The following is a 20,525-nucleotide window of genomic DNA, read 5'->3' as shown; positions in this document are numbered from 1 at the left end:
AGAGTCCTGCTGGGCTCTTTTTTTGTTGGAAACGATTGAATCGTGACATCTAATTGTCATATACAACGATTTAGATTAAAGTTGTATGAAATTGAAATCTTTTTGAGCAGAATGCTGTGTATCGATTGAAAAAAGTTTACAATGAATGGACGGGAATACCTTTATTGCTGGAGAAAGATAAAGGGAAAGGAGTTGAATTCCTTTAATGAAAACATGGCTGAATCGAACGATTGGACGGCAAATCATGTCTGCGTTTTATGTGATTTTTCTGACACTGCTGCTAACGACAGGTGGTGTCTACCTATATACGAAACAACAGGTGGATGAATCACGCCAAGAATTAAAGATGTTAAACGAACATCGGACACGGGCGACCGATTTGTACGAATCATGGCAAAGCATGCAGTACGAGATGCGTGGCTTCGTCTTGCTTGGTGACGAAGAGATGTTAAAAGAAATCGAAGCAAAGAAAAATGGCATCAATCGACAAACGACATGGTTCGAGCGCAATGCACGCTTCAAAGAAGAACGGCAGTATGCAACGGACGCACGGGAACTCTATACAGCGTATACCCAACGCGTCATGCCGAGCCTCGTCAATTATGTCGCGGCGAAAAAAGACGGCAAAGTGACGGAACCGTTCTTGAAGATGCCGACGCTTGGAAAGGTTACGAAATCAAAACCACTCGATCCACAGCGGAAGTTCAACATCAAGACGAAGAGTGCGGCTGATATGAGTTCAAGTATCGTTGATATGGAGACGGTCTTCACAAAATATCGTAATTCCTTAAACGATCAAGAGATGGCGGCGCAAGAGCAGCTTGGTAAACAAGTCAACTCGTCGCAAATTCTCGGAGCCGTCAATATTGCAATCCTCTTATTGATTACTCTCGTTTTCGTCCGACCATTCGTCCGCCGCTTGACGCGTCAGTTGCGTCAGTTGAACCGGGAAAGTGGACGACTCGCTAAAGGTGAGGATGCGACACCGATCGTCATCACGAATCGTCAAGATGAGATTGGTGAGTTGACGACGACGTTCAACCAGATGGCAGCCGCCATTTCCGGGCAAAAACATCAACTCGTCGCAAGTAACGACGAACTACAAAGTCAACAGGAAGAATTAATTGCCCAGCAAGAAGAACTTCAATCGCAACAGGAAGAACTCGAAGAAGCACTCGACATCACGTTACGTAACGAGACCCATTTGCGTTATCGCAATGAGTTGACCGAGACACTTGCGTCTCGCGAAACGTTGACGGCGTATCCGGCGATCATCGAAAAATTGATTACGATTACCGATGCGGAGCTCGGAGCAATCGTCTTCCTAGAGCAAGACCGCTATACGGATCTCGTCTCTTACGGGATGACGGCAGCTCAGGAGCACCAGTTATTACATGCTTCGACGTCATTACTCGAACGCACACGTCAAAACAAGCGTGCTGTTCGCTCGACGAAACAAGTCGCGAGTCATCATCCGCTCCCATATCCGTACGCGATGTACGAAATCGTCGTACCGGTGATGGATCCAGCGACGAACACAATGATTGCAAGCATTTATCTCGTCCGTTACCGGGATGCCTTTACGGAAGAGCAGACGAACGAAATCTGGTCGTTCTCCCGTCAATTGGCACTCTCCTTGCTCCGGATGCGTGTCTTCGAAGAAGTCGAACGAGAACGGGAAAAGACGTCCAAACTTCTCCATTCGATTCGGGAAGCGGTCATCTATATCGAAGGAGAGACGATTTTTGCCAATAAACCATTGCTCGCTTTATTCCATCATCCGGCGCACGATCAAGTGGCGGAAGAAGGACTGATGACGCTCGACGTCAAAATCGAAGAGTTGGCAGTGCAAGTCGATCAACATGAGGCGTTCTTAACCTACATGGATCATGTCTGCAGTCAGGAAATTCCGACGGAGAGCTTGGCGTTGTCCTTAAATAAGGAAGAGCGATTCGTCACGCTGTATGCAGAGGAAATTCATTACGGTGGTTGTTTCCGCGGTACGATGCTCGTCTTACGTGACGTGACGGCAGAGACAGCGATCGACCGGATGAAATCGGAATTCGTCTCGACCGTCTCGCATGAGTTGCGGACACCGCTTGCCTCGATTTACGGCTACACGGAATTGATGCTCGCGCGCGACGTCCAGGAATCAAAACGTCAACGGTATCTCGAGACGATTCATGCGGAAACCGAACGGTTGACGAACCTCGTCAACGACTTCCTCGATGTCCAGCGCATGGAATCGAGTCAGCAGCAGTATGACTTCAAACCGCTTGATTTGACGAAAGTCATTCAGGAAACGGTCGAGTTCCATACGGCTTCGGCAAAAGATCACGAGCTAGTCCTTGATTTTGAAGAAACGACGACGGGGCGGATTCATGCTGATGAACAAAAAATGCGTCAGCTGTTCACGAACCTGATCAACAATGCAATCAAGTATTCACCGGATGGTGGTCAAATCACGATCACGATGCGTCAAGTCGAAGATCGTGTCCAGCTGAAGATCGAAGATGAGGGAATCGGCATTCCGCGTCACGCGTTACCACAACTGTTTAGTAAGTTTTACCGAGTCGATAATTCGGATAGTCGAAAAATCGGTGGTACCGGACTTGGTCTTGCGATTTGTCAGGAAATCGTTCGTTCGCACGAAGGAATGATTCATGTCGAATCAACGGAAGGTGTCGGGTCCGCGTTCATCGTCGAACTACCGATCGTCCAGTCCGTCGTACCGGTCACGGAATCGGCAGATGAATGTTAATGTCAAAAGCGTTCTTTGATTTTTTAATCAAAGGGCGTTTTTTTGTTGGTTTCATCTGCAAAACGGGAATTAACTACTATCAAATAGAAAGGAAGTGAGGAGATGCGGCGAAGCAGATGGCCTTGTTAAGTCCGACGATCGTTCATTCTTTGGATCCTGATCGAAGCCAGTAGTTCGTTCATTCCAGCGTATGTGATTGAGCGCTTTTACTGGGAAGACCGGGGAATGAGCATTTCCGACGTCGTCATCGCAGAAATCGTCTTTGCTTGGGTCATGTTGATTGGTGAGGTTCCGTTCGGTTTGTTATCCGATCGGTGGGGCAGAAAGACGTTCATTCTGGCTGGTTTCGTATGTGAGTGGTTATCGTTTACGGTGTTGCTTGAAGCCTACTCATTACCTGCTTTCCTCTTGGCGATGGTCCTTACTGGCATCGGTGGCGCAGCACTTAGTGGAGCGCTTGAAGCCCACGTCTATGAAACATTGCGAATGCATAGGAGAGAAGAGCGATTCGAGACGGTCTGGCGAGTGATTTCAATCGGTGGTTTGTTGACGTCTGGACTTGCGGCACTCGTCGGGAGTTACGCCGTGCGATCGGTAGACTTGATCTGGCACTATCACGTGTCTTGGTGGGTTTTGCTCGGAACAGTACTCCTGACGTTTTTCTTAAAGGAAGCAGCGCGAGAACAAGACGGAGAGACGAGTTCGTTGAAGACATTGCTAATAGGACTCTCGTTTCGACGCGTCTACGTCCGAATTCTTTGTCTTGTCTTGTTATACGGGGCGACGATTGATTTCGTTGATGAGTTTTGGCAACTCTATCTACGGGATCAAACGATACCGATGGTCCATTTCGGATTCGTCTTCGTGTTATTCCAAATCATGCAGGCGATTGGTGCGTCCTTATCTCGGTTCCGATCGCCCGTCGGATGGGCGATGATCTATATCGTGTGTCTTGCCGGATTGTCGGTTGCCTCTCCGCTCGTCAGTATCGGTTTACTCGGTATGCTGTACTTGTGCTATGGCTGGGCTGAGCCTTATGTGACCACGGTTATCCAAGATGTTGCGCCGACAAATGGACGCGCAACGTTTACGTCGCTGATCTCAGTCATTGAACGTTTAGCTGTGCTTGGAACCGGTACGCTATTCGTCTTCGTCGAACGTGTCTTCTCGCTTCAGATGACCTATGCCGCGCTCGGTCTCGTCTCACTTATGTTGCTTCTGTTGTATAGTGTGACGCGCACGCGTCAGAACTGAATCAAAAAAAGGACAAAGGTGCATTGACCTTTGTCCTTTTGACTGTCATTTATTACGACACGTGTCGTTGCTCCTGAGAGGAATGTGCCAATAGCTGGCGAGCCGGTTGCCACATCAACAAGGAGAGGGCTCCTGCGAGCGCATAGACAAGCTCGATCACAAACACATCGGCAAGCCATCCGAACAATAGACTGCCGAGGCAGAAACAGAGTGCATAAACGGTTTGTTGCACGCTATAGACATACGGTAACCGTTCGAGTGGTGTCGTCGTCTGCAACAACGTATTCAGCTCGATCGCCCGGACTTGACTGGCAAACCCTTGGAACAGACAAGCGATCACGGCAAGTGTGACGATTGGAGCGAAAGCAAACAAGAAGGTCGCAGCAATCGAAAAGCCGATGCTGCGATAAAGCAACGAACGCGTTCCACGATGACGTAACATCATGTAACTACCGGCAATCATGCTCAGCAGATAGAAGGCATTTAGAATGCCCCACCAGCGTTCCGATAGCTGGAAATGTGTATCGATGTAGACGAGGAACAGAGCAGAAATCCAAGCCGTACTGACGAACGCATCGATTCCGACGAGATACGTGTTGGCTTTCGCGAATGGATGCGCTCGCGTGTAGCGAATACTCGACCGGAAGGAAACGTCTTCCCCTTCCATCGAAGGGTCGGGTAGAGAGCGGACGCTTCGATAGAACAGATAGCTGATGAGACTCGCACCTAAAAACAGACCGGCCGAGACGGACAAGACGGAAAGCGGCGATAACCAGCTGACCAGAATGGCGCCGAGCGGCCACATGATGAGCTGAATCACTTGATTCGAACCTTGTACGAGACTGTTAGCCTTTTGGACATCCTGACACAGTCGAGGGATGAAGGCACTTTCGATCGGACGAGCAAATCCGTCGAAGAAAGCGATACATCCAACGAGTGCGAGGATAAGTGGCAGTGGTAAATCAAGTCCCCAGATGATGCCTAAGAGAATCGTCTTGAGGAGTTGACTGCCGAACAACAACGAGGCATGGGGAACACGTTGAGCGACTTGGGCGAATAAGAAGCCGCTTCCTGTCATGCCTGCTGTGACGAGAACGGGAAACAGGGCAGCGAGACTCGCTTGCCCTGTCGTTTGATAGATCATCGCGATCAGGGAGACGATATAGAGCGCATCTCCCGCATTCGCAATCCATTGACTGACCAATAAAAGCGTAAACCGGTTCATTCTGAATGACCTCCATATCGTACGTATTTAGTTAGGAGTGAGAATTCAGAATGACTTACATTGGACGCCCTCATTTCATGTTTTTTTCTAGTGTAAGAGGAAAAAAATGGATTGTCAATCAGAACCGTGACGGGAGTTCCGGGCAACGAGTGTAAAGGGATCAACCATCGATGTCGCGGCAGCTTCGTCTTGAGCACGAGATGCCGATAGCTTGATTGGTTTTAGTTGCTGGCGGAATCGGAAAGCCCGTTCGAGTCGACTCATGAATAGATTGCTGAAGAAGACAATCAATGCTAGTCCAATCAGTGGAACGAGGAACATATGGTTGAGCCACGACGTCGCTGAAAACTGGTTGTAGTAATAGCCGAACATCGAGGACCACTCAAAGATTGTTGGCATGACACCCTCATATAAATTGACTGTTCCGGCGAAGAAAATACCTAAGAGCGATAAATGGATCAGCAACATTAGCGTTTGGATGAATTGTTGCATGAAGACGATCATCAACGTCGGAATGAGGTGTGGCAAAATATGGCGTCTGAAACGATGCCATGGACTACCACCAAGCGTCTGGGCGACTATCATGAACTCTTGACTAAGCAACTGACGAGTCTCAGCAATCAGGTAGAGTGATAACGAAGGTAGACCGAGTAAAATCAGGATGATCAATTCAAACGAGACACGATCGAATAATGATGGAACCACCGTCGAATCTATGAAAACAAGAGATGAAAATAAAAGCAGTAAAGAAACGAGAGACAGTGGTAAAACTAAAAACCCATCAAGAATAAGTTTCAAGTATCGATTGACACGAGCAGTTCGAAAAGCTAGCGGAATCGCGATGACCAGTGAAAGAAACATCCGACTAAGAGCAACGAGGATACAAATACCGACCGTCCACTTGAACCCTTCAATCATCAATTGAAAGAGGTCGTTGCCGGAACGGTCCGTACCTAGCCATTGATCACTTGACGGTTTTAAGGGAGACGTAGCAAGAAATGTGCCATCTTCAGCGTAACGATTCGAGATTTGATCAACTTGACCATCACGTAAGATCGTATTTCCGAAACTTAGGATCAGTAAAACGGTGAACAAAAATAGACATAGCCAGAAGACAGGATCTCGCATTAGGGTGCGACGCATCAAATCCCTCCTTTCCAGGCGTTCGGGATCAACCATTCTGCAAGTAAATCCATGATGAAGATTGGTAAATAGATTAAGAACAAGACGACCATTAAAATCGGCATTTGCCCAAATTGAAGAACGAAACGAAACAGGCCTTGGACCTGAAAAGTGTACTCAATGATTAACAAACTTGATAGAATTGTAATAATATTGGCTCTGAAAAATAAATAAAACCGATAGACCATCGTCGGAAGTAAATGTTTCCAGAAAAGAGCGGTTGGCTGAATACCTTTTGCCCTTGCGAGTTCAAGGAACGGTGCAGATTCTTGTTCCAGTACTTGTGTCGTCAGCCATTTGATAAAGAAAAATAATGTTGTCAGCGTTAAGGTGGTAATCGGTAAGAAACGAATCGAGTCAGCATATGTTCCTGCAATCTCGATTTTGCTATATCCTGTCATTTTGAATAAATAGATGACGAGGAATTGCGAAAAAATGATCCAAAATAAGTCTGGAACCATCTCAAGTGTGCGTGTCGCCTGTTTCAATAGTGTCCGTGTTCGTTGACCACTTCGATAAAACAGATAGGCGTAAAGAATCGCACTGATCGCGGAAACGATCATTGCTATTGTAAAGATGATCAACGTCTCTTGAATATAGGGCTGTAAAGAAGGGAGTAATAAGACTTCTTTTTGAGCAGACACATTAAAATAAGTGATCTCATCAAGCTTTGCTAGTTGAGCGAATTGCTGTTTCAGACCTTCTATGTAGCTTGCTGGATTGAATTTCATTTGTGCGACGAGCGCCGGAAGGGCGCTGATCGCAATCAAGACAAAAAAAGCCACGATGAGCTGCATCGATTTTCGGGCGATAAAAGCCATGAAGTGAGAAACTCCTTTCTTTAGGGTCCTCAACCGATGGCGAGGATCCGGTCATTCCCAATTTGAATCAACTGACTATTCATATGCTTACGGCGAAGCACGTAGCGTTCGAACTGTTGTGTCGCGATGAACGAATCACGCGTCGAGACCGTCGAAAGGGTCATCAGGACATGTTTTAATTGCGGTTGTCCTTCTTGTAACGAGAGATGTGTCATCCGGTTTGCTCCGTCGAGTCGATTCAAGAACAGTTCAATCTTACAGCCCTCCTTGATTAATTCACTGATCAGGAATGCCGCTTGTTCGATGAACGTCTCAAATTGTTGGTGGAGTCCGTAACCGCTCGGGGCAGATAAGTTCAAGGCAATCGTAAACGTATCTTGATTGCTCGTTTCGAATACTTTTGCCTGCAAGCGACCGGTCTTCGCCGTCGCATACCAATCGATCTCTTTTGACGGTTCCGCCGTATAGGGTTTTGCACCGAGTTGAACCAGTTTGTTCTTGAGCGGTGAGTAACGGTCCGGTCGATCACCGATCCGTAAACGCTGTAAAAGAAGCGGCGTCGCTTGCGCCGTCAAGGACGGTAAGACTGTAAACGACGGATATGTATCGAACGTAAAGAGATAGACGCCCATCTTCCAAGGCAAACGAATCGTCAAGATGATTTCATCGAACTCCGCCGGTCCGCGGCGAACCGTCTGAATCGGTATCGTTACCGCGTCTTCAGAGTCAATCACCGCATGAAACGTCGCCGGATGCAGCGGGTCCATCTCCGGGAAGATGACCCCACCATCCGTATGCAAACGAAGCGTCGCTTCGAGTCCGAGCTGACTTAAAGATTCGACACCGAAGACTTGTAGATGGAGCGATGTCTGTTCTTGGTTGAACATCAACGCTTCATAATGCTTCCATTCGATTGCCACGTCCCGTCGGAGCTGTTTTTCTGTTCGACCGACGACGAAATGAATCGTCGCCAAGGCGGCGAACAGAAAACCGAGGATCGACAGACGTGGAATGAAGAGGAAGATGAACGTCATCGCGACGTACAGTGGAAAGAGTCGGCGTTCAAGCCAAAATGGGACGGAACGTTCAATCTGCATGATTCGTCACCCCATCTCGACCGGAACCGGCACGTCGTCCAGAATATGCGTCAAGACAGCCGCTTTCGTCGTCTTGATTCCACCTTCAAGTGTCAACGTCAAGCGGTGGGACAGAACGTGTTTTGCAAGATGTTTGATGTCTTCCGGGATGATGAAATCACGTTGATTCAAGAACGCATAGCTTTGGGAAGCACGGAGCAACGCAATCGCACCTCGTGGACTAACGCCAACTTCAACGAGGTCATGATTCCGTGTCGCTTGGACGATGTGTAATAGATAATCGAGCACATCTTGTGATGCATGGACGCGGCGTGCCTCTTCCTGCCAGGAAATCAAGTCACCGCCTGACGCGATGCCGACAGCTGACCGACGGACGTTCGTCAGAATCTCAGATAATAAGCGCCGTTCGTTCTCGAAATCCGGATAACCGACTTCAATTGCGACCATGAACCGGTCGAGTTGGGCGTCCGGTAATGGGAACGTTCCTGCTGACTCGATCGGGTTTTGTGTCGCGATGACGAAAAATGGGGCGGGCATCTGATAGGTCGTTCCACCGATCGAGACTTGACGTTCTTCCATCGCTTCAAGCAGTGCGGATTGTGTCCGCGGAACAGCACGGTTGATCTCATCAATCAAGACGACGTTCGCGAACAATGGACCGCGTTTATTCTCGAACTCCTGTGTCTTTAAGTTGAAGAAATCCGAACCGATGACATCGGACGGAAGCAAATCCGCCGTAAACTGAATCCGCGAGAAGGCACTTTCAAAGCTCTGAGCGAGCGCTTTGGCGAGCATCGTTTTCCCTGTTCCCGGTACATCTTCTAATAGAATATGTCCTTCTGCGATGAGTGCCGTCAGACAAAGATCGATGACGTCCGGTTTACCGAGATAGATGGAATTGAGTTGATCTTTTAATTGTTGTAGTTTCATAGGAAATCCCTCCAAGGTCAAATGGTTGAGTAGCGTGCTAGTTGTTGTTCGAAGCGTAGAATCTCATCGTCCGTGACGATCGTTTCCGACATGTCACCGTAGCGGATATTCCGATACAACTGAAAATCGACAGGGACCTCAATTCGACGTAACCAGTCTTCAAGCGTTTCGTTCGGACGACGTTGCTGACTGCGCGGTAAGTGTTGCTCAAAACGGATGACGAGATCACGGACACGTGAAGACGAATACGATGCATACAGATAAGATGATTTTCTTAAAGAAGCAGGATGAAAGATTGATTGAGCGAATGGAACGTCATCCGTTACGTCTCCTGTAGACCTGCGCCGTTTTTTCACGCGACGCGACTGAACGAGTTTCCAGACCATGAAACTAAATAAGCTGATTAAAATGACATATTGTAGATAAGAAAAAGGGGAGTCAGAGGCATCCGCTTTAAGGGATTTCCAGAGCTCTTTTGGACCAGGTCGTGGATCGATTGGTTCAAAAGGCATCTTGCCTTTTGTGTTAGTAGGTGAGTGACCGTTTTTAAAACTAATTTCGCCATTCGCTTCAGTTTCTGCAATCAATGGCTTTTTAAAAGGATCCGGCATGATGTAATGCGTGTAAATATACGTCGCGGTAGTTTGAAACAAGAACAGACTAATTAGAATGACACCAAGCGACATGATAAAGCGTTGCCGTAACACAAGCGATCCTCCTTCCTGTTTTTAAGGAAAAAATATCCATATGTACTTAGGAAGATTTTAGCATACACGCTTAACAAATAAAAACAATTTTCTGAAAATAAAGACAAGGTGAGACGATTCATTTTCAAGTGGTAAGGGTATGATTGAATCAGTGGATCTTGAAAGAGAAAGGATGTTTCGTATGAAACTGATTATTTTTGGAGCGACTGGTCAAACTGGACAAGAACTGGTCAAACAGGCGATTGATCACGGGCATGAGGTCACAGCATTTGTCCGCAGTCCAGAAAAACTGACACTACATGACGAACGGTTACAAGTCGTAAAGGGCGACGTGCTCGATCAAGAAGCGGTAACAGCTGCTGTTGCCGGACAAGATGCTGTCCTGACAGCTCTCGGCACAGAGAGTCTTGCGTATAGTGGTTTTTTAGAACGAAGTCTCGTTCGAATCGTGACAGCGATGAAAAAACAAGGAGTAGAGCGGATTGGTTATGTCGCGTCTGCCGGTGTTGATGATGAATTACCGGGTGTACAAGGGATGCTCGCTCAGCGGATTCTGAAAAATCCACTGAAGGATCACCGCCAAGCGATCGCGCTTTTGCAACAAGCGGATTTGAACTATACGGTGGCCCGACCACTCCGTTTACTGAACGGTCCGTTGACGGGGCTTTATCGTCAAGCAGATACAGGTGTTCCGGAAGATGCAAAACAAATCAATCGCGCAGATGTGGCGCATTTCCTCTTACAAGCAATCGAGACAGAAGATCATATCAAATCGAGTGTCGGTCTCGCTGAATGAAGAAGAAAGGTCTCTCCCGTCATACGGAAAAGACCTTTTTGAATGCTTATTGTTGACGATAGACGGAGACCGAACCACCATTGACGAAGAATTGACCGTAGCCATCTTGGTTGATCGTGACCGATGCCGTGTTGTTTCCAGTGATATCCGTCCAGACTTCTCCTTTGTTCTGAAGGCCGACGTACATCCATTTGCTACCGCCAGGGCCGTCTGAGAGGATTGTTGCAAGACCGGATTTTGCCCGATCCGAGACACCTTCCCGTGTCCAACCGATGATGTCTTGGTTATCGAGGTAATCATTTTGTTTCCCGAACGCGAAGTCCTTCCGTGCTTTGAGTAACGGATCAATCTTCGAAGCGAGTGCTGGAATTTCGCGATTCGACGTACCTTTTGTACCATAGTAGTCACCATAGAAGACCGACGGATACCCTTGTTCACGTGTCAGGATCATCGCGTAAGCAAGCGGTTTGAACCATGACTGAACCGTTGATTCAAGCGATTGTCCAGGCTGCGAATCATGGTTCTCTACGAGTGTGACGGCTTGGACTGGATTGCTCTTGACGAGAGTGCCATCAAAGATCGTCCGCATGTCGTAATACCCGCCGCCTTTACTTGCCTGTTCGAACTTATAATGAAGCGGCGCATCAAAGACGGATTGTTGATAATTCGTCCGGCTTAAGTAGTTTTGCAACGTGCCGAGATCGTTCTGCCAATACTCTGCGACTGTGAACAATGGTTTGCCCGTCGTCTGACGAACGTTCGCGAGCCAGTCCGCTAAGTAACCATGTTTGATATGCTTGACGGCATCGAGACGGAACCCATCAAGACCAAGTTCGTTGACGTACCATTTGCCCCAGTTCTTCATTTCTTGCTGGACTTCTGGATGATCGAAGTCGAGATCCGCGTACATCAAGTAATCGTAGTTACCATTTTCAGTTGAGACATCCGTATCCCATGCTTTACCGGTACCGCGGAACTTATAGATAGCGCTTTTTGAACGCGATTGATCCCAGTCCGTGCCGTCGAAGTGGTACCATTTCCACTTGAAGTTCGAGTAGAGGTTATTTCGTGCTGCAAAATTGAAGCCCGTCCATGCCTGGATTTGATAATCGCCCGAGACTTCCTGATTACGGTTACCCGGATTGACTTCGACTGCCGTGACGGCTTCCGTGAAATCGGCGCCACCTTTATGGTTCATGACGACATCACCATAGACATCGATTCCAGCGGTATGCAATTGTCCGATCGCCGTTTTTAATTGCGCCTTTGTGCCGTATTTCGTACGAACCGTTCCTTTTTGATTGAACTCACCTAAATCGTATAGATCGTAGGCGCCGTATCCGACATCATTTTGCGAGGTACCTTTGTAAGCAGGGGGAATCCAGACCGATGTGATTCCGAGCTGATCAAGCTTTGTTGCGTCACTCCCGAGACGGTTCCAGTGGTTACCGTCATTCGGCACATACCATTCGAAATACTGCATCATCGTACCATTGTCAGCTGTTGCACCGACTGCAATCGGTTGCGCAAGTGGCGCTAAAAATGCAGCTGAAGCGACGGTTGCTAAAATCCATCCTTTTTGTTTCACGAAAAGACCTCCTTATGATTTATGAAAACGCTTGCATTATTCATTATAGTGAAGCCTTAGAGGAAAGGAATATCGTCCCGGATTCTTATTTGTCAGTGTCTTTCGTTCGTGACTTTTGACCCTAGAATATTTCTTTCGAAGAATTATTTTGATGCAATTGATGTCTTGGACGAAAAAAATCAGGACCATCTAACCGTTGTCTTTCGATAAAGAATCTGAACGACGACTCATCTTCAAAAAAGCAGGTCTATCGTCCATCTTCCACCATGAATGGATTCGATGTGAAAATGAGCGTGTAACATCCGTTTTCATACATACCAATCGAGGGGGAACACGCATGAACTGGAAGTCAAAGGTCACAGGTGCACTTGCCGCAACACTTGCGCTCGGGTCAATCGTCTTTACACCGGTCACTGCAAAAACAGTCGATCCAAAACAAGTAGCGGCAGGTCCGCAGATGGTTACACCTCAATCGACGATCGATGCGTACTATCTACCGGCAGCAGGAAAGACAGGGGCAGCGTTGAAGGCATCGCTGCATGATATCATCGACAACCATACACAAGTGTCATACGACACAGTATGGACAGCACTGAAAGAAACGGATCAAGATCCAAACAATGCGAACAACGTTATCGAGTTATACACGGGGAAATCGATTGCGAAAAGTAGCAATGGTGGAAATGTCGGTCAATGGAACCGGGAACACGTCTGGGCAAAGTCGCACGGTGACTTTGGTACGACGAACGGACCGGGAACAGACTTGCATCATTTGCGTCCGGAAGATGTCGTCGTCAACAGCGCACGTGGGAATCTTGATTTCGACAATGGCGGTACGAAATATAGTGGATGCGATTGCTACCGTGATGGCGATTCGTGGGAACCACCGAACCGAGTCAAAGGTGACATCGCGCGGATGATCTTCTACATGGCAGTTCGTTACGAAGGTGGCGGAGAAATCGATCTCGAAGCCTCAGAAAACATCAACAATGGAACGAACCCATTACATGGAAAATTATCGACACTGAAAGCATGGAATAAGCTTGATCCAGTCGATAGCTTCGAAATGCGTCGTAACGACGTCATCTTCGAGAAGTGGCAAAAAAACCGGAATCCATTCATTGATCATCCGGAATACGTGACATCAATTTGGGGAAATTGATGACGAGTCAATCAATAGGAAAATGCGATGTTCTCGATTCAGAGAAGATCGCATTTTTTTGGAGGTAAAGCCCGTCAGGTTGAAACTTTTTGCAAGCATCATTCGTACAGCATACCGTAACCCATTTTTTAGCAGAAAGGTCGTACGGTATGATTAAACGCACGTTCAACAAACGAAATATCAAATGGATGGTTGGTGGAGGACTCGTCGCTTGTGTCGCCTTCTGGTACAGTGTCGGGATTTTTGTCAACAGAGGAGAACGACCACTTGCGGATGGGTCGTCGCCGTATGTCATCGTTCTTGGCGCAGGTGTCAAAGGGGAGAAACCGTCGCAAATCTTACATAATCGGATTCAGGCGGCAGCCGCATATGGGAAACAACACCCGAATGTCCGCTTCATCTTGAGTGGTGGACAAGGACCAGATGAGGATATCTCGGAAGCAGAAGCGATGCGACGCGGAATGGTGGCGTCTGGCATTGAAGCGGAGCGACTGATTCTTGAGTCCAGTTCGACATCGACGACGGAAAATCTACAGTATTCAAAAGACTTGTTACCAAAGAATGTCCGACGTGTCTCAATTGTCACGTCAGATTTTCATCTGTACCGCGCTCGAAAAGAGGCGAAACAACTGGGGTTACTGACGGACGCGATTCCGGCAGAGACACCTCTTTCAGGTGTCCTTCGTTTCGGGATGCGTGAACGCGTCGCGATTCTTGTTCAATTCCTACGTTAAAAAACCCCGACGTGTTGAACACATCGGGGAGAATGAAGAAGTACACCAAACGATTAGATGCCTTCACCTTTATTTTTTTCCTCAGAAGATTGAGCATCATTTGCTTGTTGATTAGAAGCATCGTGCTCAGCAGGTGGTTCTTCTTTGCCAAGTGCGACATCTTTCGCTTCGACGACTTTATTGCTGATAGAACTCAGGTCACCTTTTGTCTCATTGACTGTATCTTTCACAGTCGAAGCATCAGACTTCACTGTTTCAAGTTCTGTGTTCACTTTGTCATAGACGTTTTGAACGTCAGACGCCACTTCTTGGATGATACTTGAAGCACTCTTTACCTGATTGATAACTTGCGACGCTTTGCCCGACGGATCTTCCTTGATGGAAGACGCGAGTGTCGAGACGGAATCCTTCGCACCACGTAAGCTTTGTTTCGTGTTTTGACGGGACGAAGAACTAAGTAGCGTCAATAGTCCGCCGACAAGGGCACCGAATAACATCCCTGTGACAAGATTAACTTGACGACCTGATGATTCCTCCTGATCAAACTGACGATTCGGATGTTCTGCGTGCGTTGCGTGTGGATCATGTTGAAGATTCGGTTCCATAATAAACACTCCCTTGAGATAGTATTTAACCATGATATGGATATACCCTTGTGAGCAAATCAAAAACATCTAAAAAAAAACATGTATTTGAAATGAATTTAAAAAGACCACCGTGATATGATGGTCTTAGAGGTTCATTTGTTGGATGAATCATCATCATTTTCATTACGAAGTTTTCGGTTGATTTCATCATAATCGATTTCGATATCGTCCTTGTTGCCCTTATAGCCATATCCTTTTGAAATGACAATGATCGAGGCGACCAAGACGAATACGATGATGAGAATGGAGACGACATATAGCCACATAGTCCACTCCTCCTTTCATTCACTTTCTAGTATGACGGAAAAAGCAGCATCCGTCTAAACGAAATTGTAGGTTGTGTGCTAAACTGATTTCAGATAAACATGTTAAATAGAACGAGGTGACGACGGATGAGTATTTTGGTCGTAGATGACGAATTAACAAATTTAATGCTCTTAGAGCGATTGTTAGAAAATGAAGGATATGACGTCGTCAAAGCCATGAGTGGAGAAGAAGCAATCGAATTGATGGAGGATCCATTGTTCATTGAGCAATTAGATGTCGTCCTGCTCGACGTTGAGATGCCGGGAATCAGCGGAATCGAGGCAACACGTTTGATCCGAAAACGGTTTGGTCTTGATGAACTACCAATCCTGATCGTCTCGGGTCGATCAAACGAAGAAGATATCGTTGATGGATTGAATGCAGGGGCATCTGATTACACGACGAAACCGATTCGAAAAACGGAATTGCTCGCACGAGTTCGTAATGCGATCGGTCTGAAGCAAGCAATCGATGCACGAAAACGATATGAAAAAGTGCTACAAGAAGACTTTGATTTGGCGCAAAAACTGCAACAGAGTGTGCTTAGTGCCAATATCGAAGACGATGAGATCCGCATCATGGCGACCTATATCCCGTCTAAGAAACTAGCGGGAGACATGTATGCCTGGTATCGCATCTCTCAGAATAAATACGGCATCATCTTATTTGACGTCATGGGACACGGTGTCTCCTCTGCATTGATTACGATGGGGATGAGTTCAATCTTGTTTGAACTCGTGCACCGGATTGGTGATCCGGCTCAAGTGCTTGAAGAATTGAATCAACAGATGAGTCGACTGTTTCCGGGAGACGAGACAGAAATCTATTTCACGGCTGTCTACCTTTATATCGACTTAGATGAAATGAAACTCAGCTATGCGAACGCGGGGCATCCACCTGGTTTGTTGCGGATGAACGATCAAATCATTCCGCTTGAGAATACGGGACTTCCTGTTGGTATGTTCGAAGACTCGACGTATTCGAGCAAGACGATCGACATCGTCTCACCAGGATGTGTCTATCTGTACACGGATGGTTTCATGGAATTGTACAGTAAAGGTATTGATGAAGGAATTCACGCCATCCAAAATCTGATTGAACAACAAGGACCGAACATCCATCAGCTGATTCAACCGGATCAGAGCGATGAAGCGGATGATCTTTGTCTCGTGACAGTCGAAATCAATTAACATGTAAATGAAGAAGACTCAGCGACAGAAACACCGTCACTGAGTCTTTTTTGGGTCATACAAGTCTTACGCTTACTTGAACTAGAAGAACCTTCTCCGCCATAAGATGAATGCGGCAAGACCAGAGAAGAAGATCATCATGCCGAAGACGATCCAAAAACCGATGACTTCTCCTTCCCAAGGGACATGGACGTTCATTCCGAACATCCCTGATATCATCGTCGGAATCGAGATGACGATCGTAATCGAGGCGAGGAACTTCATGACGAAGTTGACATTGTTCGAGATAACAGAACCAAATGTATCCATCGTCGAACTGATGATGTCTTTATAGATTTGTGCCATTTCCATTGCTTGCCGGTGTTCGACGAAGACATCTTCGAGTAAGTCTTCATCGTCTTCGTGTTTCTCAAGACTCGGTGTCTTGATGATTCGGTCGAGGACACCATCGTTCGATTTCAAGGATGTCATGAAATAGACCAATGATTTCTGAAGGTTCATGAGTTGAAAGATTTCTTGATTTCGCATCGAACGTTGTAATTCTTCCTCGAGTTCATCCATCCGTCGATCGATTTGGCGTAGGAAACGGAGATACGAGGAACTGACTTTATAGAGAATCTGAAATACGAAGCGCGATCGATAATTCGTCCGGAATCCTCGCAACTTACCACTCGAGAATAACGTCAGGACATCGAGCTGTTGCGAACAAACGGTGATGAAATGACGGGATGTCACGATGATACCGAGCGGAATCGTATTATAACGGCGTCCTGATGATTCTTCTTCGATGTAGGGAACGTCGACGATCATCAGTAGACCTTCTTCATCTTTTTCAAAACGTGGTTTTTCTTCCACGTCCAAAGGGTCATAAATGAAATCCTCTGGAATATTCGTAGCAGCGATGACTTGGTCGGCTTCATCCTTGGTCGGATTGACAAGATGGATCCAGGAACCTTTCGTAAACTCCTGTATCTCGTTGACTGCCCCAGTGACATCGCTTCGATAAATCGTCAACATATTGTCTATCCCTCCTGCTCTTCACTGTCTCATTATAGAAATAGAAACGATGGCGTGTAAATGATTCTCCGATTTTTTTTTACGAAGATTAGTGATAAGATGAAAACAGAGGAGGGGAAGACATGCCTTTTTTTAATGCTAAGAAGCTCGAAGAACTTCAATCGATCGCGGGTGGGGATCACGCGTTCCTTCAAAAAATCGGAGAGACGTATATCGCACAGTTCGATCGAAAGTTTCCTGAACTAAAAGATGCCGTCGCCAAACAAGATGCTGAGCAAACTGAAAAGCTCGCTCACTTGCTAAAAGGTGCTTCCTATTCCGTTGCCGCTGATGATTTAGCCGATGATTTCGAACTGCTTGAAAAAGAAGCAGAATCCGGTTCCATGACCGGTACGCAAGAAATCGTCGATCGGATTGAAGACAGCATGGTTGAATTCCGGGTCATCTGGCTCGATGTGTTTACTGGAAAAAATCTTGACGTACTGCGTTGAGGAATCGAATAGATTAAAAAAGCCGACATCTCGTCGGCTTTTTTTCTTTTTTCTTATAAGACGTATGAATCAACCGTTTCGATCAATCGACCGATTTCCGGTTTCGTGATTTGTGCATTGACACCAACGGACTCGCCTTTATGGCGTAAATCGTCGGAAATCAAGGAGGAGAAGACGATGATCGGCAATTCCGCATAACGATCATCTTCACGGAGTCGTTTCGTCAAGTGTAGTCCATCCATCTTCGGCATCTCGATATCGGTGATCAGGAGGTCACAGTTGCTTCCGTTCTCAAACGCATCAAAAGCTTCCTTACCATTGATGAACCATTTTAGACCATGGTAACCGGCTTCCTCGAGTGTTTCGATGATCAACGTCCGGAGCATTTCCGAGTCTTCGGCAATCCAGATGATTTTATCGGACCGGTCACGGGACTGGACGCGACGTCCTTCTTCGCGGGCGAAGATATCCTTTCGTGAGAGCTCAAGAGCAATTTTTTCATAGTCGAGCAGGATGATCATCTTGTCTCCCGTTTTGACGACACCATTCGTTAACCCTTCGATGCCACGAGCGAGTTCGTTTGGTGTATCGATCTGTTCCCATGAGATACGGCGGATTTCCGTCACGGAATCAACGCGTAGGACACTCTTTTCCCCATTGAATTCACAGATGATCAGTCGATCCTCGGTTGCTTCGTCGTGGGGAACACCGATGACTGTAGGCAAATCGATCACCGTCATGACTTCGCCGCGGAGTTCGATCAATCCTTTGACAGCATCCGGTGTACCCGGAAGTGGTGTCATCGGGAGCGGAACGATGATTTCCCGAACCTTCATGACGTTGATACCGAACGTATACGGACCACAATGGAAGATGACGATCTCGAGTTCGTTCGTGCCGGCTTCTAATAAAATATCGTGCTGATTGTACATATGGTTGTGCCCCTTTCCATTACCTTCACTTCACTTCTGACTAGTTATCGGCATGCTACGTTAAAAATTCTAGTTCTGAATCGACAAAAAAAGTGTTGTAATCGCTTTCATAATATGTTAAGCAAAAAGTTTGGCATTTGTCAGACCAATTGATTACAATAAGCTATGCAGCCACACACTGAAATGAGAGAGATAAAAATAAATGGAGGTAGAGTGGAATGACTACAGCAACAACCTACACGTTTTTACTAGATGGAAAATGGCATGAAAGTGAATCAAAAGAGACGATTGAAATCTCTTCACCATATAAAGAGGATCTTGTCGGTCGTGTTCAAGCGATGACAAAACCAGAAGTCGATCGTGCCATCGCTTCAGCGAAAGCGGCACAAGCAGAGTGGGCAAAGCAACCAGCGAACAAACGGGCTGAACTGCTTCACGCTTGGGCAACGGAACTCGAGAAACGTGCGGACGAAATCGGTGAAGTCATCATGCGCGAAGTCGGTAAAGGACGTGCAGATGGCGTCAAAGAAGTCAAACGGACAGCTGAAATCATTCGCTACACTGCGGAAGAAGGTCTCCGTTTCGACGGTCAGATGATGCAAGGGGATTCGTTCCCAGGCGGTAGCGCGAAAAAAATTGCGGTCATCAAAAAAGCGCCACTCGGTGTCGTGCTTGCCATCTCACCGTTCAACTACCCAGTTAACTTGGCAGCAGCGAAACTCGCACCTGCACTCATGACAGGGAACGCCGTCGTCTTTAAACCGGCAACACAAGGTTCAATCAGCGGTATCTTAATGGTCGAGGCACTCGTCGCAGCAGGCCTTCCAGCTGGACTCGTAAACATCGTCACAGGTCGTGGATCAGTCATCGGTGATTACTTGACAGCTCATCCGGGAATCAACATGATCACATTCACAGGTGGTACAGGAACAGGACAACATTTATCACGTCAATCTGCAATGATTCCACTTGTCCTTGAACTCGGTGGAAAAGACCCAGCACTCGTTCTTGAGGATGCGAACCTGTCCCTTGCAGCAGATCACATCATCAGTGGTGCATTCTCTTACTCAGGTCAACGTTGTACAGCAATCAAACGTGTCTTCGTTCTCGATCACCAAGCGGATGCGCTTATTGAAGAACTTAAGACTCGAATTGCAAAATTGACAGTCGGTTCACCTGAACAAGAAAGTGTCGTCGTACCACTCATCGATACGAAATCAGCGGACTTCGTCGAAGGCTTGATCACGGACGCAACAGACAAGGGCGCAACGCTCGTCACAGGTGGCGGACGTACAGCGAACTTGATCGAACCAACACTTCTTGACAATGTGACACGTGACATGCGCGTCGCTTGGGAAGAGCCGTTCGGACCAGTTCTTCCAATTATTCGTGTTAACTCAGTCGACGAAATGATCGCATACTCGAACGAATCAGAATACGGTCTTCAAGCAAGTGTCTTCACGGAAAACATCGATGCTGCGTTTGCGGTAGCGGACGCGCTTGAAACAGGTTCTGTTCAAATCAATGGACGTACGGAACGTGGTCCTGACCACTTCCCATTCATCGGTGTTAAATCATCGGGTCTTGGCGTTCAAGGTGTCGGACGTAGCTTAGCTTCGATGACACGCGACAAATTAACAGTCCTCAACTTAAAATAAGTTTTTGACCGACCTTTCAATCTGCGG

19 protein-coding genes are annotated in these 20,525 nt (G+C 46.9%); 8 read left to right on the top strand and 11 right to left on the bottom strand.

The annotated features are described in order from the left end of the window. The first annotated feature begins 205 nt into the window (after nucleotides 1-205). A complete protein-coding gene (locus BW42_RS07230) occupies nucleotides 206-2,761 on the top strand; it encodes a sensor histidine kinase (RefSeq protein ID WP_035408990.1) in 2,556 nt (851 codons plus the stop codon). A gap of 144 nt (nucleotides 2,762-2,905) precedes the next feature. Further along, nucleotides 2,906-4,015 (top strand): MFS transporter, encoded by a 1,110-nt coding sequence (locus tag BW42_RS16020; RefSeq protein ID WP_081780388.1) that lies wholly within the window; start codon nucleotides 2,906-2,908, stop codon nucleotides 4,013-4,015. 52 nt (nucleotides 4,016-4,067) lie between these two features. On the opposite strand, the gene BW42_RS07220 is transcribed toward BW42_RS16020, so the two are convergent. The 6 genes from BW42_RS07220 to BW42_RS07195 all read right to left on the bottom strand — a co-directional run bounded on the left by BW42_RS07220 (nucleotide 4,068) and on the right by BW42_RS07195 (nucleotide 9,977). Beyond that, nucleotides 4,068-5,240: an MFS transporter gene (locus BW42_RS07220; protein ID WP_035408988.1), complete on the bottom strand. Its 1,173-nt coding sequence runs from the start codon at nucleotides 5,238-5,240 to the stop codon at nucleotides 4,068-4,070. A 114-nt stretch (nucleotides 5,241-5,354) separates the two neighbouring features. Next, the gene (locus tag BW42_RS07215) at nucleotides 5,355-6,383 is read right to left on the bottom strand and encodes an ABC transporter permease subunit (protein ID WP_035408986.1); all 1,029 of its coding nucleotides are present in this window, start codon (nucleotides 6,381-6,383) and stop codon (nucleotides 5,355-5,357) included. Then, on the bottom strand, nucleotides 6,383-7,243 hold the full coding sequence (locus BW42_RS07210) for an ABC transporter permease subunit (RefSeq protein ID WP_035408984.1): 861 nt from the start codon (nucleotides 7,241-7,243) through the stop codon (nucleotides 6,383-6,385). Before BW42_RS07210 ends, BW42_RS07215 begins: the two co-directional genes overlap by 1 nt. A 29-nt stretch (nucleotides 7,244-7,272) precedes the next feature. Beyond that, entirely contained in the window at nucleotides 7,273-8,340 is a 1,068-nt protein-coding gene (locus BW42_RS07205) for a DUF58 domain-containing protein (RefSeq protein WP_035408980.1), read from the bottom strand. A 6-nt stretch (nucleotides 8,341-8,346) separates the two neighbouring features. Beyond that, a complete protein-coding gene (locus tag BW42_RS07200) occupies nucleotides 8,347-9,270 on the bottom strand; it encodes a MoxR family ATPase (protein WP_035408977.1) in 924 nt (307 codons plus the stop codon). A gap of 17 nt (nucleotides 9,271-9,287) precedes the next feature. Then, on the bottom strand, nucleotides 9,288-9,977 hold the full coding sequence (locus tag BW42_RS07195; protein WP_035408976.1) for a hypothetical protein: 690 nt from the start codon (nucleotides 9,975-9,977) through the stop codon (nucleotides 9,288-9,290). 181 nt (nucleotides 9,978-10,158) lie between these two features. Between BW42_RS07195 and BW42_RS07190 the strand changes: the two genes are divergently transcribed. After that, nucleotides 10,159-10,773, top strand: coding sequence for an NAD(P)-dependent oxidoreductase (locus BW42_RS07190; protein ID WP_035408973.1), 615 nt, complete (start codon nucleotides 10,159-10,161; stop codon nucleotides 10,771-10,773). A gap of 46 nt (nucleotides 10,774-10,819) precedes the next feature. Here the strand turns inward: BW42_RS07190 and amyS are convergent, their stop codons facing one another. Further along, on the bottom strand, nucleotides 10,820-12,343 hold the full coding sequence (amyS, locus tag BW42_RS07185; protein ID WP_369792031.1) for an alpha-amylase: 1,524 nt from the start codon (nucleotides 12,341-12,343) through the stop codon (nucleotides 10,820-10,822). A 355-nt stretch (nucleotides 12,344-12,698) separates the two neighbouring features. On the opposite strand from amyS, the gene BW42_RS07180 reads away from it, so the two are divergent. Together BW42_RS07180 and BW42_RS07175 are read left to right on the top strand one after the other, a co-directional pair. Next, on the top strand, nucleotides 12,699-13,523 hold the full coding sequence (locus BW42_RS07180; RefSeq protein WP_035408967.1) for an endonuclease I family protein: 825 nt from the start codon (nucleotides 12,699-12,701) through the stop codon (nucleotides 13,521-13,523). A gap of 149 nt (nucleotides 13,524-13,672) precedes the next feature. After that, nucleotides 13,673-14,257, top strand: a complete 585-nt coding sequence (locus BW42_RS07175) for a YdcF family protein (protein ID WP_155960166.1) — start codon at nucleotides 13,673-13,675, stop codon at nucleotides 14,255-14,257. A gap of 53 nt (nucleotides 14,258-14,310) precedes the next feature. Here the strand turns inward: BW42_RS07175 and BW42_RS07170 are convergent, their stop codons facing one another. Then, nucleotides 14,311-14,862, bottom strand: coding sequence for a hypothetical protein (locus BW42_RS07170; protein WP_035408962.1), 552 nt, complete (start codon nucleotides 14,860-14,862; stop codon nucleotides 14,311-14,313). Between the two features lie 134 nt (nucleotides 14,863-14,996). After that, nucleotides 14,997-15,170 carry a YtzI protein gene (ytzI, locus tag BW42_RS16300; protein WP_155960165.1) on the bottom strand — a complete coding sequence of 58 codons (174 nt, stop codon included), beginning with the start codon at nucleotides 15,168-15,170 and terminating at the stop codon, nucleotides 14,997-14,999. 126 nt (nucleotides 15,171-15,296) lie between these two features. Here ytzI and BW42_RS07165 point away from each other — a divergent pair, with 126 nt between their 5' ends. Further along, the gene (locus BW42_RS07165) at nucleotides 15,297-16,400 is read left to right on the top strand and encodes a PP2C family protein-serine/threonine phosphatase (RefSeq protein WP_035408959.1); all 1,104 of its coding nucleotides are present in this window, start codon (nucleotides 15,297-15,299) and stop codon (nucleotides 16,398-16,400) included. A gap of 81 nt (nucleotides 16,401-16,481) precedes the next feature. Here the strand turns inward: BW42_RS07165 and BW42_RS07160 are convergent, their stop codons facing one another. Continuing rightward, nucleotides 16,482-17,417 carry a magnesium transporter CorA family protein gene (locus tag BW42_RS07160; RefSeq protein WP_023467658.1) on the bottom strand — a complete coding sequence of 312 codons (936 nt, stop codon included), beginning with the start codon at nucleotides 17,415-17,417 and terminating at the stop codon, nucleotides 16,482-16,484. Nucleotides 17,418-17,539: 122 nt separating this feature from the next. On the opposite strand from BW42_RS07160, the gene BW42_RS07155 reads away from it, so the two are divergent. Continuing rightward, entirely contained in the window at nucleotides 17,540-17,908 is a 369-nt protein-coding gene (locus tag BW42_RS07155) for an Hpt domain-containing protein (RefSeq protein WP_035408957.1), read from the top strand. Between the two features lie 53 nt (nucleotides 17,909-17,961). On the opposite strand, the gene BW42_RS07150 is transcribed toward BW42_RS07155, so the two are convergent. Next, nucleotides 17,962-18,840: a chemotaxis protein CheV gene (locus BW42_RS07150; protein WP_035408954.1), complete on the bottom strand. Its 879-nt coding sequence runs from the start codon at nucleotides 18,838-18,840 to the stop codon at nucleotides 17,962-17,964. A gap of 218 nt (nucleotides 18,841-19,058) precedes the next feature. On the opposite strand from BW42_RS07150, the gene BW42_RS07145 reads away from it, so the two are divergent. Continuing rightward, nucleotides 19,059-20,498: an NADP-dependent glyceraldehyde-3-phosphate dehydrogenase gene (locus tag BW42_RS07145; protein WP_035408951.1), complete on the top strand. Its 1,440-nt coding sequence runs from the start codon at nucleotides 19,059-19,061 to the stop codon at nucleotides 20,496-20,498. The last annotated feature ends 27 nt before the right edge of the window (nucleotides 20,499-20,525 follow it).

The sequence above is a fragment of the Exiguobacterium sp. RIT341 genome, from assembly GCF_000632205.1.
GTDB lineage: Bacteria > Bacillota > Bacilli > Exiguobacteriales > Exiguobacteriaceae > Exiguobacterium_A.
Note: the sequence above shows the minus strand (reverse complement) of the source record. Positions and strands in the feature narration are given on the sequence as shown.

Bases quoted from the DNA above. Each gene is read 5' to 3' on its own strand.
- BW42_RS07230 (WP_035408990.1), top strand. From the start codon at position 206: ATGAAAACATGGCTGAATCGAACGATTGGACGGCAAATCATGTCTGCG.
- BW42_RS07220 (WP_035408988.1), bottom strand. From the start codon at position 5,240: ATGAACCGGTTTACGCTTTTATTGGTCAGTCAATGGATTGCGAATGCG.
- BW42_RS07215 (WP_035408986.1), bottom strand. From the start codon at position 6,383: ATGCGTCGCACCCTAATGCGAGATCCTGTCTTCTGGCTATGTCTATTT.
- BW42_RS07210 (WP_035408984.1), bottom strand. From the start codon at position 7,243: ATGGCTTTTATCGCCCGAAAATCGATGCAGCTCATCGTGGCTTTTTTT.
- BW42_RS07205 (WP_035408980.1), bottom strand. From the start codon at position 8,340: ATGCAGATTGAACGTTCCGTCCCATTTTGGCTTGAACGCCGACTCTTT.
- BW42_RS07200 (WP_035408977.1), bottom strand. From the start codon at position 9,270: ATGAAACTACAACAATTAAAAGATCAACTCAATTCCATCTATCTCGGT.
- BW42_RS07190 (WP_035408973.1), top strand. From the start codon at position 10,159: ATGAAACTGATTATTTTTGGAGCGACTGGTCAAACTGGACAAGAACTG.
- BW42_RS07180 (WP_035408967.1), top strand. From the start codon at position 12,699: ATGAACTGGAAGTCAAAGGTCACAGGTGCACTTGCCGCAACACTTGCG.
- BW42_RS07175 (WP_155960166.1), top strand. From the start codon at position 13,673: ATGATTAAACGCACGTTCAACAAACGAAATATCAAATGGATGGTTGGT.
- BW42_RS07170 (WP_035408962.1), bottom strand. From the start codon at position 14,862: ATGGAACCGAATCTTCAACATGATCCACACGCAACGCACGCAGAACAT.
- ytzI (WP_155960165.1), bottom strand. From the start codon at position 15,170: ATGTGGCTATATGTCGTCTCCATTCTCATCATCGTATTCGTCTTGGTC.
- BW42_RS07165 (WP_035408959.1), top strand. From the start codon at position 15,297: ATGAGTATTTTGGTCGTAGATGACGAATTAACAAATTTAATGCTCTTA.
- BW42_RS07160 (WP_023467658.1), bottom strand. From the start codon at position 17,417: ATGTTGACGATTTATCGAAGCGATGTCACTGGGGCAGTCAACGAGATA.
- BW42_RS07155 (WP_035408957.1), top strand. From the start codon at position 17,540: ATGCCTTTTTTTAATGCTAAGAAGCTCGAAGAACTTCAATCGATCGCG.
- BW42_RS07150 (WP_035408954.1), bottom strand. From the start codon at position 18,840: ATGTACAATCAGCACGATATTTTATTAGAAGCCGGCACGAACGAACTC.
- BW42_RS07145 (WP_035408951.1), top strand. From the start codon at position 19,059: ATGACTACAGCAACAACCTACACGTTTTTACTAGATGGAAAATGGCAT.